Genomic DNA, 12823 nt, shown 5'->3' with positions numbered 1-12823 from the left:
TCTATAATTTAGGAGGTAAGTCCCTATCTCGCCTAGATTGACTAAATAGCGGTACTCATGCCTTGAGGCGTTTGATGTGGATAAGGAGTGGTTTATGTTTGGCAAGTCCAATCCGGTGGCTGTTAAAGCGTTTTTTAGTATATGTCTTACTTTCTCCCTGATCAGTGATGTCTATTCTACGACGGCTAGCATTGAGCAATGCGCCAATCGATGCGCAATAAAATATTGCGGAATGGCTGCCGATACGAAGGTTTATACCTGCCAACCCAATCCTTCTCAAGATAATGGTGGCTATGTCAATTTTGAGCTTAGCGATGAAGATAAAATGAAGCTTCCTTATTGCTTTGAGTTAATCATTACCGGGACAGCGAATACTGACAATACGAATACGTTTAAAACACTTGAAAACAAGGCGAAGTTTGATGAGTGTCTACGAGCGTGCAAAATTGAGCTTGTTAATTGGTGTATACCATAACGAGGGAATAGGCTATGAAGCAATTGCTTTCGATTCTGTTTATGTTGGTCTCATTGCCATTAATGGCCACACAAACAGCCGCTCCCGTGCCAGACTTAGCATTTGAAACGCTGAAATATTGTTATGAGACAGAAAAAAAGCGCCAAACTGAGTTGATAAAATGCATGGTGTCTCGACTCAAGAGCCTCCCTAATCCCGATGGTTACCACGTCCAAGTGATTGAAGATTCAGATAGCAAAGAGCATCCCAATAAATTAACCTTTATTATTTACAATAAATTTGGGCAAAAACTTCATTGTGAAGGGGAAGCCACTGATATCATCACCATTAATCATTGCCAATTAACGGAGGGAAAATCGCTCACACCTGCCGAGCAGTTATCGATTACCCCCCCTAAATAATAACCCCTTATCGCATGGCAATTTCTTCCAGCGCTTCTATTCTCGTCATCATTAGGCCTATCAATACTGCAGGCGTAACCCCGGATACCATCTCAAAAAAAGACCATAAATGGGTATAAAAGACATAAAAGAAATAAATAACTTAAATCCAAGATCCACCCACGCAATTTCCACCCAGTGTGCCGCGAAAAAGGGATTGGTCGAATGGTAGAAGGCGATGAAGAAAAACCAAAAGGTATCGATAACATTGCCAACCAGACTAGAAGCAGAGGGAGCAACCCACCACTGTCGGTATTGCCTGAATCGCTGAAAGACAAAAATATCCATCAATTGGCCAAAAACATAGGCACTAAAACTGGCAAAGGCAACCCGAAAAGCAAGCGGATTCCAGGCAATAACGGCATGCAAATCACTACACCAATTCGCTAAGCCATAGGATATTATAAGTCCCGGAAACATGGCTGCTAAAACCGTTTGCCTGGCTTTTTCGGCACCTTGAAGACGCACTGTTAAATCAGTAATGATAAAAATCAACGGGTAAGTAAATACGCCATAGGTGCTGTGAAATCCCATTATGGTGATGGGAAATTGAACCGTCACATTGGTGATAGCAATAATAATGATATGCAAGACTGCTAACATAAGTCCTATTTAGTCATACAATTTGATTAATTTTTGTATGGTATCATAACTTTACCGATCAAAGAAGCACGAAGGTCTTTACCAATGTGACTATTTTTTGTTATAAGGATACTTTGGTAGGGCAAATCAGGCCCACTCAAAAACGTCCAAGATGGTTCGGTCAAGGAGTTTCAGATGTCAGGCTTAGAGACAGCATCGCAGGATTCAATGGATAGTCACCACATCCTAGCTCGCATTACCCATGTTGAGCCGCTTTCCAATGAGGATGTGCATACATTATGTCATCATTTATCCCTTTCCCAAATCATACAAGTCTACCTTGATTGCCGACAGCACCACAGGCTGATTCATGACGAAGCCCGCAAAGCGATTTATGAAAAACGATGCCACCAGCTTATTGACGTATTGATAGAGCAAGTTAAACAACAAGAATCGAATTTTGATGAAATATGTTCAAGCCATCCCGACCTTGCTAACCCAGTCATTCAAGCATTTCTAGCTAACCCAGTCCATTTAGCTAAAGTAATCGATCATCCTGAGTGGTTCGATTGGCAACATCCACAATTTGTGGAAAAAGTCGAAAAAGGGTTGTTAGCATCGTTGAAAAATGATCCGAGCAAGGAACATTCCCTGATATCGTATAGCGATTTTTGTCAAAAATCGCTTGGGTTGGAAAATTGGTATGGTTGGTTAGAACGTCTGTCAATTCACCTAAAACCTGCTGATTTTTTTCATCTCCTGGCGAAACGTGACCCTTCCCAAAAAAGCAGCATTCAATTTCTTAATCAGCACACGCGCGACACAGATACGCTATGGCAAGCTTTTTTTTTACAACTTAGCCAGGAGCAGTTAAACGATAAACTCTTTCAGTTTCTCTACATTGCTGACAGGAAACAATCCAACACCCTAATCAGAACCTGTTATGCCAAAGCAGTGATACAAAAAATACCTTCCAAAGAGGCATTAACAGAACTGATTCTAAAATTATTAGACCCGAGATTACCTTCCCAAGGAACCCTGTGGATCGAATCCATTATTTCTGAGTTGAATGACCAAAAAATGCTAAGCGAAGATTGCTTAGTATTACTGATAGAAAAATTGAACCTGCTCGGGTGCCTGACCCTTGAAAGCAAACAAACCTTAAATAAAGCGATTCAATTGTTATCTCAACAGTTTATCAGCCATGCCAAAGTCGTTTGGCCTAAATCCTCAAACGATGCCTTTCTGGCTTTTCAATTGTTGGTTGAACTGGATTCGCTCAAACTCATTGTCGGTGAAAAACCCTATTTACCATACCTAACTTCTTGGTATTCGGGAAAGAATCTTCATTTACAACATCTTATCGACACCTTGGATTTTAATAAACAGGGTGGAGATTTATTGGATCAATGGCTTATGCAAGGGTGCTCAGACTGGAAGCGTTTAAGCCAAATTATTCTATCAATATATGAGTTAGATTCGCCAAAAAGCTACAATCTCATTGGTAGTTTGACCAGTCGCTTAGGACTAAAAAGTGCCAAAAAATTAAAGGAGGCCTTTTCTAATGTGGATACTCAGAGTCGCATCTATCAACAGTATTTTTCTGCCGCCGTTGTGGCAAAACAAGTTGAATCGGGTCAAGTATCTGCTCGCTTACCCACCAATTATTGGCATAAAAATATAGCAGCTGTTGTCGAATCATTGGATGACAAATATTTATTCACATTATTCAGAATTTTACCCTATCCCGTGCTTGACCAATTTTGGCAACAACCCAAAGTCAAAAAAATCAGTGCCATTATGTTACTTCAGGCATTACAGACTAATGACATGAAAGCGACTACCAGCAGGAATTGGTGGGCTTGGCAAAATGAAAAACTTCTGGGAGAGGTGTTAAATACCACCGTGACCTTAGCGGCTCATACGCCACAGTCCGTAGAATGCCTCATTCAACTTAACAAATTAATCCTGGGTTATGGTGAAAATAAATCCGACTTGAATGATCTTCTTAACAATTGGCTGACCGCATGCGAGCAGGCCATTTCACAACCTGAAGGCATTAAGCCCCATCTGTGGAAAGAACTCGAACAAACGCTGGCAACAACGTTACCTGAGTTAATTAAATATGGCAAACTGTCTCAAGATATCACCACGAGTGAGTCGTTCACGAAAATTGCCGCCGCGTTAATGCAACAACAAAATAGCGCTTTTGTCGTTGTTAACCTGGCAATGCGGTATCCAACCATTCAATTTGATAACGCTATCAAACAGGATCCTGTTTTTTTGCATCAATTGCGCCTCACCTTGGCAAATTGGCCTTTATCGTTAAAACAACCCGATAATCGACATTTTCTATTTGAGCTACTACCAAAGACTGAACAATTTGATTTTGTTAATGCACAGTTAGGGAACCCAGAATGGGTCATTCAAAACTTTTCATTAAGCTGCTACCTTAGTCAGTATGTCGACAGCAGTTTTCTCTATACCCAAATTCAAAAAGCCCCTGATCCAAAGGCTTATGTCGACTTATTAATTCATAAGCCCTACCAGGAGGGCTTAGGAAAGCTAAATCATGCGCAAAAGGAACAAGTATTCCATATCATTCAAGACCGAGCGCACCTTGCAAGACTTTTACAAAGCAAGGCGCCCCCAGACAACAAGCGTCGTTTAATGACGGACTTACTTAATTACCACCTATCCTGTCATCAATTGGATGAATTTATAAGCCAATTACAACCGGATCTCACTTGCTTACTCCTGTTGCTAAATGATACTGACTTAAAAGCGTTAAAAGATAAGGTATACAGCGATCCTAATTGGTATCATTTAATTCAAAAATGGCTAATTAACCCGACCCCTCCTATTAAAATTCAGGCAAATAGCTTGCTCTATCAAATTGTAAAAGACAGTTTTTGTCAGGCACAATTTCATTATGTCCCGAATATTTCATTAATTAATCAATTGAATCCTTCTGATGCATGGGCAGCCCATCAAGCCGTTTGGAAATGGCAGCAATATGCTGACAGGGTGCATACTCTGTTTTCAGGTACATCCCATACGACCCCCCCGAAAATTAATTTCTTAAACAGCCGATGGGCCTATCAATTAGACTGGCTAACCCAATTAGTTTTCCCAATCATTAACACCTATCAAAACCAATCCAATTTAGCGATTAAAAAAATCATTGCAGAAACAGAACTGTTTAAACAAATTATTCACCCGCTCATACAAACCGAAGAGCCAAGTTATAGTGAACTTAGTAATTTATTTATTAAGAGCCAAACGCAATTAAGCGTCTTGGTGAGAGACTACTTAAAGCCATTGGCCTCAAAGTTGCCTCTTCACGTGACTCAAATGGAAAAGGTATTGACAGACATTGACACTCAATGCAAACAAGAAGCGGTCATTCTCCCCCCAAAAACACTGTCATTATTTCACCACTTGCCACCCTTTAAGGTTCAATCCAGCGGCAATATCCAATTTGAAGGCGAAGTGGATGAAACGGGATTTAAATTGGATATCGATGAAATCCCATATACGTTTTTGTTAGAGAAACAATGGCAAACTGATTGGCATAATCAAATCGCTGAACAACTCAATCTACTCAGCAAAGAACCGGATTTTATTCCTTGGTTCTACCAATTTGTATTGCCTTCTTTAAACGATAGTGAAAAAGTGAACCACTTTTTCCAACAACTCAGTTTAACGCAACTATTTGATTTATATCGGCAAACGAAAATGGACTTACGACATCTTCGGCAAGCGATGCCTCAATGGAAGGCTTGCCAATCTGAGACGTCGATATCCAATATCATGGCTAAATTATACCATGCAAGCCCAGAGCAACTGACACGATGGGCTAATTTCGCACTGCAAAATCATTGTCGCTTGTTAAGTGACCTTTTTCAGTTTCTGGCAAAATCCAAGAATGCTGGCTTAAACCTCACTCAACTCAATGGACTTTTACTGCCGAGTCATATTGCAAGCGATTGCCAAATGGGTTGGTGGGGGAAGGAATGGGAAATCCTCATTCAAACGAGTGAAACCACCCAACAAAGAATGTTCCAGCAAATTGAGCACGCTGTTTTACAACACAACACCACAGATACATTGCCGCAACTGTGTCAATTCCTTGCTGAAACCGACGATGATATGACAGAAATTTGGGTCAGACTCTATACGCAATACCAAAAGGATCGCATCAAATTAGGCCTGTTGATAGCACATACGCCAACGCACGTTGTCAACGTGCTATTACAACATGCCAACATCCCCTACACACCATTTATGAGTGCTTTCATTGACAATCTAAAAACAAATCTGAGTCCTTTTAACAAGCCGACGCTCTTTCAATCTTGGATCAAGCATCAATGGCCGTTGCATGCGTGTTTAGAAGGGATAGAAAATAGCAAAAACCCCCAACTGACTCGGTGCCTTTCATTATATTGCTTAACCTTAAAAGACTTTAGTCTTTTAGAAGGTATTTCGATAAGAGATGCCTTGGTAAAACAAACAGACACCCATGTCCTCTCTGCCTTTTGCCAGGCTATTTCAGCCAATGAATTAACTGATAACGAATGGCAACAAGTTTCAGAGGTCGGGGCGCTTGCTTTAATAATGGAAGCGCACCAATTTGGGAAACTATCCGATGAAACCTTTCAGCGTTTAACAACCAAAACAAAACCCGATCACGCCGTGTTAATCCATCGATTACTGATGTTACAAATGAATCGAGCGAACGCAAACCATCGCTTACGCCAGTGGTATCAATTTTATCCAGAGATCACCTTATCAAGCATCGACAAATTATTAGGAAATCATCGAACCGCTGCTTGGTTAAATTTGATTGACGCACTGGCCCCATCCGCCCCAGATGAGGCACTAATGAGGCGTTTACCTAAAAACGATCCCCAGTTATATTTTGCCATTTGTGAGCGGGCTTACCTGATTAAGGACGCCAATCATCCATTCATCTCATGGCTATGTGAGCAAGGTTCTGAGAAAATGCCGGACCTGGTGATGAAGCATCCCAATATAGTCCAAGTGGCAATGGCGCTTGCACAAGATAAACGATTTAACCCACAACTTATTGATCTCAATCAACTAGCAAGCTCTATTTTGTTAGCACAATCAAGCAATCCTGCCAGTCAAAAGGTATTATTCGAAGCATTGCTAAAACAGATTCATCATGCAGACGGTCAATTAATCGCAACAATGGCAAATCATGATGCCGAGACAACCCTGAAAACGCTTGCCAGCCAAACAAAATCCTATTCACAACTCAGTCAATTACTCAAACAAGCCGGTCCCTTTCTTAAAGATGCGCCTGACATTCAAAGCAAATTTGAGTTGGCCTATCAACACGCAGCACTGGAAAACACTATCCAAGAGATGACTGGTCTTTTTAAAGGTCTGCGTGCCTGGATTTTACGATTGTGGCATCAATGGTGGGTCGGAAATTCTCCTTATATACACCCAGATAGTAATCACCCAAACCCTTCGGATGCGCCTATCAAGGCCGTTGTGCAATCAACGCCCTTTAACGATATACCGGCACCCTTTAATCAATTCCTAAGCAGCGCCCCAAAAGCAATCATTGATTCACCGATTGCCACTTGGCCAAAACTTAAGAATGATTCCAATAAGGGGGCTAAGCTTCATGCGCATATGATTGAAGATTATGTGCCTGCTAACGAAAAAAGCAGCCCCATAAGCGTTTCATCTGCTAGCAAATATTCGCCAATCCTATTTTTTGGCAGTGAGGATCCGTTGCCTTCATCACCGACAAGTAGCAAGCAACATTCGCTTTAAGTCGATGAGGACTTACTTTGATTAGGCAATGCCTGTTTGATTGATGATCGTTGATGCCAAGCACAGGCCATCATACCCAATTCAAACAACATCCATAAAGGAACTGCCAGCAATATTTGGGAAACCACATCGGGTGGGGTTAACAACATGCCGACAATAAACGCACCCACGATAACATAAGGACGTGAACGTTTTAATGATTGGTAAGCCATGATATGGGTGCTTACCAACAAAAAGCACACCAACGGCACTTGAAAGCAAATGCCAAATAAGAGCAGCATGCGCGTGATAAAATCAATGCTGTAGGCCATATCGGGCATCATTTGAACTTGCGGTGGTAAATAACTGATAAAAAATTGGAACATAAACGGCAAGATCACCCAATAAGCAAAAGCCATTCCTAGAAAGAGTAAGCCCAAGGAGGCAAACAATGGCATTCTTAACCATGATTTTTCATGCCCGTATAAAGCAGGATGAATAAATTGCCATAGCTGCCACAGCAAATAGGGCATTGTTAAAAGGCAAGCCATATGAAAAGCAATCGACAATGGGGTAAAGACAGCGCTAGTCAGTTGGATGGCAATCAGGGTATGACCCGGCGGCAATTGGTGTTGCAAAGGGTAAATTAAATAATGAAATAACGGTTCCGAAAAATAAAAGCTCGCTATTAACGAAACAGCAAAAATAACAAATACGCGCATTAACCGATGGCGTAATTCAAGGATATAACTCATCATCTGGTCATTACCTATCTGAAAGATTAACCTTACTGTATCGTCAAGCTTTCCCTATTACAACACTTGCTTTTTAAGTCAAACTCATCAACAATTATATTAAGAGTATGTCATATTTCTTACCGAAGCTGTTGATATACTCCTAATAATTCAAAAAGGCGTTAACCCTTTAATCGTAGGAGGGAGCCATGTCAAATCGAATGCGTATGCCGTTGTCCCCCCAGGAATTATTTCGTATAGCCAGCGACCATGCCCAGTATGCCAATTATTTGTTGCAAAGTGATGTTCAGCAAAAGCTATCTTCAACCAATACATTGCTCCCTGTCATTAGCTTGCTATATACCGCCATAGAACTCAGTTTAAAAGCGTATATTATTCATGACACCGGGAAATTATTACCCAGTAAAAATTTGCTTGATTTATTACACGCAAACTTGTTTCTTGAACTTTCTCGCCAAGAAGAAGATTTAATCAGAGCCTTGCAGCAACAAAAAGCATTTCGCAAAGGCATGAATTATGATCTTTGGGAAAACGAACAGCAATTACTGGTGTTTTGTCATCAAATTCTCGATCTGTTTGCGGTCATCGACGAGCAAAAACCCATTGAGCTTTGTGACGAATATTTATAAGCGCATCGCCAAATCTAACCTTATTTAACGATTATTTGAGGCAAGCAGGGTATGTCTTGCATATAATTTAGAAAATATTCTGTTGTACTATGGTTATTGTGATGACATTCGTAACAAAAAATGCTATTAAGGGAGTAAAATTTATTGGGACAATTTCAAAGGGTTTGAAATGATAGACCGTAAACCAACTCTCAATCATAAATCATCAGGACATATCCTTTTCAAAGGTTTATTATTCAGCTTTATTTTGATATCCCATGGCCATGCAGCAGATAATCCGTGCGGTGTATCCTGCACTCAAACGATCGCGAATAATACATCTGCAAGCGCAATTAATCAGGCAAACAACTATACTGATAATGAAATTAATACCCGGGTATATGAAAAAATAGTAATATTTGCAGAAAATACTGCAAATATAACGACAGGCGGTGGGAATCAATGGGCATTTGGTGATGGCGATACTGGCGCGATCGGGATTCCGGTGGCTGAAGATTGGGAATTATTTGCCATTAGTTTCCAAGCGCGGTCTGTAACCGCTGCCACTACTGTGACTATGTTCGTTCGCAATATGAATGATGCCTCGAATTTATACACATTTACAGCTCCTCTAGCGATAACACCGCCATCAGCTAGCGGTGTTTATACAGAATTACTTGCCAATCCAGTTCCAATCCCTGCCGGGACAACCATTGGCTTCGTCACCTCGGCAGTATCTGCAGGAGCAGTGACGGGGGCTCGCGTGGCGGCTTGGTTAAGAAGGCATCCCGATTAATCAGTGTAAATGGAAATAATGTAACTGGGGATCATCCCAAATATTGGAGACCTAACCCAGATATTTGTAGTAATGAGGAACCCCCATGATAGTATTTAAATTTCGTGTCCCAACCATTTATAAATTTATATTATTAAGCAGCCTAATTTTTTCAATGATAACCGCAGGTTATGCTAATGAAAGCATGGCGTCTCAAAAATTAGAAAATACACTTACTCTAAATCAAGGCAGCAATGAACATATAACCGCCAGCAGCACAAAAACCTCCAACGGTGATAGCAATTTTCAGGCAAAATTAAGCGCGCCCGGAGTAAGCATAACCGAACAAGTCGATCAGCAAGCCCAGGGTGGAGTCATAAAGAAAAATAAAATTGTTGTCACCATTGGTAAAAACGAGTCCGTTGAATTTGTTCAGGAGTTTGATGGAAATGGCAGAAAAGCTTCTCGCTCCGTGATAAAACGACCAATTACAGTCTCTGAATTGCAGAGTACCCGTCGCGCAGGAAAGCATCATAAAAATTTGGTGGCCAGTAAAGGTGGTGCTGATAATTTAGCTATTGAGCATCAAACAGACATCAATGTCGATGGGAAGTATACTACAACAACAGTGCGGTCAAATAATTTTTCTTTTACTTCTGGAATTAAAAATTGGATGCTGATTGCAAGTGCTGGTTATGCTCGCTTCTCTAATGCTGTCAGTTCAGATGGTTCAACAGGGGTGGGACGTCTTGCGTTGAATCGCAGCTTCTCTTGTATGAAAGGTTTTGATTTTGGTATGGAAGCGGCAATTCAAAATGGCCTCAACATGAGGCCCATTGTTCAACAAAAGGTATTGGATGCGTTGGGTGGCACTCCAATTTTAGCAACTATTAAACCTGTAATAGAGCTCCTCCCAACTCTTTCAAAGCGATTTTCTGAAAATGGTCGGATTACTGGCTTTGCAAAGTTAGGAATAGCGTATCGTTCCATGACATTTGACCGCGATACGATTCCCAACATCAATAAAGTGTCTCCTGATTTACATTTAGGCTTGAGTTCGAATATATCTGACACCATCATTATGATGATTTATTACCAAGCTATTTTTGGCAAATCCCCTAATATAAATGCAACTTTGATTCCTCTTCCTGCAAATAATCTGGGGAGAGCAGCTAATATTCCGACCCAACAAGCCATTCTGTTAGGGATTGCTTTTAATTTTTGAGTATTTTCCAAAGGGCGAGGCTACTATTTTCTCATTCACACAACGAGAGAGATTTAACTGATGCAGATAATTAAATTTTCCCGTGTATACATCTCCCCTTGTTAAATCCTTCTTTCTGGGCGACAATATCGCTTTTTATAAAGCAACAAGAGCGATTTGTTATGCCTTCACATCAGCAATTAGCCAATGCAATCCGTTTTTTAAGTATTGATGCCGTCGAAAAAGCCCAATCTGGACATCCCGGCATGCCACTAGGAATGGCTGATATTGCCACGGTCTTATGGCATAAATTCATCAAACACAGCCCCGAGAACCCTCATTGGTATGACCGTGATCGATTTGTGCTTTCCAATGGGCACGGTTCGATGTTGTTGTATGCCTTGTTGCATTTGACTGGCTATCGTGTATCCATCGACGATTTAAAACAATTTCGTCAATTAGGATCAAAAACCCCAGGGCATCCCGAATACGAGGAATGCCCTGGGGTTGAAACCACCACAGGACCCTTAGGGCAAGGATTGGGAAATGCGGTGGGAATGGCTATTGCAGAACGGAAAATGGCCGCCGAATTTAATCGGCCCGGTTATGAACTAGTCAATCATTATACGTATGCATTCACCGGTGATGGATGCCTCATGGAAGGCATTTCTCATGAAGTATGCTCGCTTGCTGGCACATTAAAATTAGGCAAATTAATTGTATTTTACGATGACAATAACATATCCATTGATGGCCCGGTGGATACCTGGTTTACTGACGACACAGCTCAACGCTTTCATAGCTATCATTGGCAAGTGATTGGACCCATTGACGGCCATGACCCCGCGGCGATTGAACAAGCGATTCTTCAAGCCCGCGCAGACCAACAACGCCCGAGTCTGATTATTTGTAAAACAACCATTGGCTATGGATCGCCCGTCGCTGGGAGTGAAAAATCCCATGGTGCGCCTTTAGGCGCTGAAGGTGTCCAAGCCGTTCGCGACAAACTCCACTGGCCATACCCTGCCTTTGAAATTCCCAATGAGATAGCTCAGAGTTGGAATCAGAAAGAGCAAGGTAGTGTGATTGAAAATGCTTGGCTACAGCGATTACATGACTATGAGAAGGCATACCCAGCATTTTATGCAGAATTCTTACGCCGCAGCAATGGTGATTTACCCGATGATTGGTCCGAGTTTAGCCAGAGCTTACTTGATAAGACACTTGCATCACAAACCGATAAAGCCACTCGAAAAGCGTCGCAAGATTGTTTGAATGTCTTGGTTCCCAAATTACCTGAATTGCTGGGCGGATCGGCTGATTTGACTGGCAGTAATAATACCGACAGTAAAAAATGCATTGCTATCAATAGTGGTGAAGATGAGGGGAACTATTTATATTATGGTGTGCGTGAATTTGGCATGGCCGCCATTATGAATGGTCTTGCCCTTCATGGCGGTATTATTCCCTATGGTGGCACATTTTTAGTATTTAGTGATTATGCAAGAAACGCCATGCGTTTGGCGGCATTGATGCGACAACGTGTTATCTATGTCCTAACCCATGATTCCATTGGCTTAGGTGAAGACGGTCCGACCCACCAACCCGTTGAACATGCATCCATGTTGCGAATGACACCTAACTTTCACGTTTGGCGGCCCGCGGATACGGTTGAAACCACTGTTGCCTGGTTACAAGCTATTTCCCGCCATCAAGGCCCATCAGGCTTATTATTGAGTCGACAAACATTGCCTACCCTGGAAATTAATAAAGAAACAAGCCAGCAAATTCACCGGGGAGGATATATATTAAAAGATTGTGATAAAGAACCTGAATTAATCATCATTGCCACGGGCTCGGAGGTACAATTAGCATTGGAAGCAGCAAAGGCACATCCTAAACATGCCATTCGTGTGGTTTCAATGCCTTGCTGCGAACAATTTTTAGCTCAAGATTTGAGCTACCAACAATCGGTATTACCGAATAGTGTGCGCAAACGCGTCGCCATTGAGGCTGGCGCCAGTGCCTGGTGGTATCAATTTGTTGGATTAGATGGTAAAGTAATCGGATTAGATCGCTTCGGTGTTTCTGCAAAAGCCAAAGACGCATACAACTATCTTGGCTTTTCCCAATCAACCATCAATGAGCAGGTCTCTTCCTTACTCAAACAAACAGACTAAAGAGTTGGAGAAAT

Annotated in this window: 9 protein-coding genes; 7 read left to right on the top strand and 2 right to left on the bottom strand. The window is 41.5% G+C overall.

Going from position 1 to position 12823, the window contains the following annotated elements; all coding sequences use genetic code 11:
• Positions 1-94 precede the first annotated feature (94 nt).
• Positions 95-475, top strand: coding sequence for a hypothetical protein (locus AB3348_RS07455; RefSeq protein WP_367606950.1), 381 nt, complete (start codon positions 95-97; stop codon positions 473-475).
• A 14-nt stretch (positions 476-489) separates the two neighbouring features.
• Complete coding sequence (locus AB3348_RS07450) at positions 490-876, top strand: hypothetical protein (RefSeq protein WP_367606949.1); 387 nt, start codon at positions 490-492, stop codon at positions 874-876.
• A gap of 60 nt (positions 877-936) precedes the next feature.
• On the opposite strand, the gene AB3348_RS07445 is transcribed toward AB3348_RS07450, so the two are convergent.
• The gene (locus AB3348_RS07445; RefSeq protein ID WP_367606948.1) at positions 937-1518 is read right to left on the bottom strand and encodes a queuosine precursor transporter; all 582 of its coding nucleotides are present in this window, start codon (positions 1516-1518) and stop codon (positions 937-939) included.
• Between the two features lie 174 nt (positions 1519-1692).
• Between AB3348_RS07445 and AB3348_RS07440 the strand changes: the two genes are divergently transcribed.
• The gene (locus tag AB3348_RS07440) at positions 1693-7308 is read left to right on the top strand and encodes a hypothetical protein (protein WP_367606947.1); all 5616 of its coding nucleotides are present in this window, start codon (positions 1693-1695) and stop codon (positions 7306-7308) included.
• Here the strand turns inward: AB3348_RS07440 and tatC are convergent.
• Positions 7305-8045: a twin-arginine translocase subunit TatC gene (tatC, locus tag AB3348_RS07435; RefSeq protein ID WP_367606945.1), complete on the bottom strand. Its 741-nt coding sequence runs from the start codon at positions 8043-8045 to the stop codon at positions 7305-7307. The two genes, AB3348_RS07440 and tatC, sit on opposite strands and share 4 nt — an antisense overlap.
• A 185-nt stretch (positions 8046-8230) precedes the next feature.
• Between tatC and AB3348_RS07430 the strand changes: the two genes are divergently transcribed.
• The 4 genes from AB3348_RS07430 to tkt all read left to right on the top strand — a co-directional run bounded on the left by AB3348_RS07430 (position 8231) and on the right by tkt (position 12809).
• Positions 8231-8671 carry a hypothetical protein gene (locus AB3348_RS07430; RefSeq protein WP_367606944.1) on the top strand — a complete coding sequence of 147 codons (441 nt, stop codon included), beginning with the start codon at positions 8231-8233 and terminating at the stop codon, positions 8669-8671.
• Positions 8672-8840: 169 nt separating this feature from the next.
• Positions 8841-9446, top strand: coding sequence for a hypothetical protein (locus tag AB3348_RS07425; protein ID WP_367606942.1), 606 nt, complete (start codon positions 8841-8843; stop codon positions 9444-9446).
• An 85-nt stretch (positions 9447-9531) separates the two neighbouring features.
• A complete protein-coding gene (locus AB3348_RS07420) occupies positions 9532-10650 on the top strand; it encodes a hypothetical protein (protein ID WP_367606941.1) in 1119 nt (372 codons plus the stop codon).
• Between the two features lie 161 nt (positions 10651-10811).
• On the top strand, positions 10812-12809 hold the full coding sequence (gene tkt, locus AB3348_RS07415) for a transketolase (protein ID WP_367606940.1): 1998 nt from the start codon (positions 10812-10814) through the stop codon (positions 12807-12809).
• Positions 12810-12823: the final 14 nt, after the last annotated feature.

Origin of the sequence: Legionella sp. W05-934-2 (genome assembly GCF_964199965.1) — a bacterium.
GTDB lineage: Bacteria > Pseudomonadota > Gammaproteobacteria > Legionellales > Legionellaceae > JAFIFT01.
The sequence above is the reverse complement of the archived record's forward strand: the minus strand, read 5'-3'. Positions and strand labels throughout refer to the sequence as shown.